Genomic DNA, 1298 nt, shown 5'->3' on the forward strand with positions numbered 1-1298 from the left:
GACCATCTGAAGTCGATCAGTGCCTCTCAGCTTTCACGAAAGATCAAGCAACTCCCGACGGATCTGTTACAAGCGATCTTTCTCTGCAACATCGCACGCATCCAGGAGATCACCAAGCAGAAGCAAGGGATCCCGAATATCGGCAAGCTCCGGATTCTCGACTCCACCGTGCTTACCTTGCCCACCCTAGCTGGACGCTGGGCGTACTGGAGCAAAGAGCAAAATGCGGTCAAGATCCATACCCAGCTCGTGGTGGCCGATCGCGAAACGGTGTTTCCCGGCAAGATCATCAACAGCACAGCGGCGGTGAGTGATCAGGAAGTCGCTCTTGATCTGGTGGTGGCGGACGATGCGATTCATGTGATGGATCGCGGGTATATCCAGTACGAGCTATATGAATCGCTGATTCACCAACAGATGAGGTTCGTGGCCAGATTGCAGACCAAGAACAAGGTAACCATCCTCCATCAGCGAGCGGTTCCTGAGGGTTCTCCCATCACGTTAGATGCGGACGTCGAGATCCAGTGGAACGATAAGCAGAAGCAGACGCATCACCTCCAAGCCCGACTGATCGAGTTTACGGATGAGCAGAAACGGACCTACCGCTTGCTGACCAATGTGCAGGATCGCTCTGCCCAAGAGATTAGCGAGATCTACCGCTATCGATGGTTGATCGAGTTGTTCTTCAAATGGATCAAGCAACATCTGAGGCTGGTGAAGATCTACAGCGCAAACCAGACCGCCATCTGGAACCAAATCTATCTGGCGCTGATCGCGTACAGCTTGGTGCTGTTGATCAAGTTAGAGATGCAAACGGATCTAAGCTTATGGCAGATCTTGAAACGCATGCGCTTATATGCTGAGCGATCGTGGGAAGAGTTTCAACAAGCTGTGTTACGACCGCCGTCTAAGCCATCCAAAGGCCGGCGTAAGAAAGGGCGGCCAGGAAGGCCGAGAAAACATCCATTGAAGCTCAAGAGCGTCAAGATGGTACTAGAGTAACCGAATGATTCATCTACTAATTTTTGGTAACATGACTACACTTCACGTCCTGTTACCCTTTTAGCACATTGGCGGAAAATAGAAATGGTAAATTTTAATCCAATAAGTTGATACAACCAAGATTAACAATTAATTGAATACCATGTCACTTTAGATGCAAGGCTAGTGCAATTTCGCTTTAAACGAACAAAAAGCCTGCACTTTTGCAGGTTTTTTGCTATTTTACGATAAAAGTTACTCAAAAACTGTATTTTTGCAGGAATCGGGACAACCGAGCGAGGCAGGACATCATGCTA

General features: G+C 48.6%; 1 protein-coding gene. It reads left to right on the top strand.

The window, feature by feature from the left end:
- Positions 1 to 1002: IS4 family transposase (locus L323_RS35805; RefSeq protein ID WP_020816500.1), on the top strand; the 1002-nt coding region annotated here is incomplete at its 5' end.
- Between the last annotated feature and the right edge of the window lie 296 nt (positions 1003 to 1298).

The sequence above is a fragment of the Ruminiclostridium papyrosolvens C7 genome (assembly GCF_000421965.1).
Taxonomy (GTDB): Bacteria; Bacillota; Clostridia; order Acetivibrionales; family DSM-1351; genus Ruminiclostridium; species Ruminiclostridium papyrosolvens_A.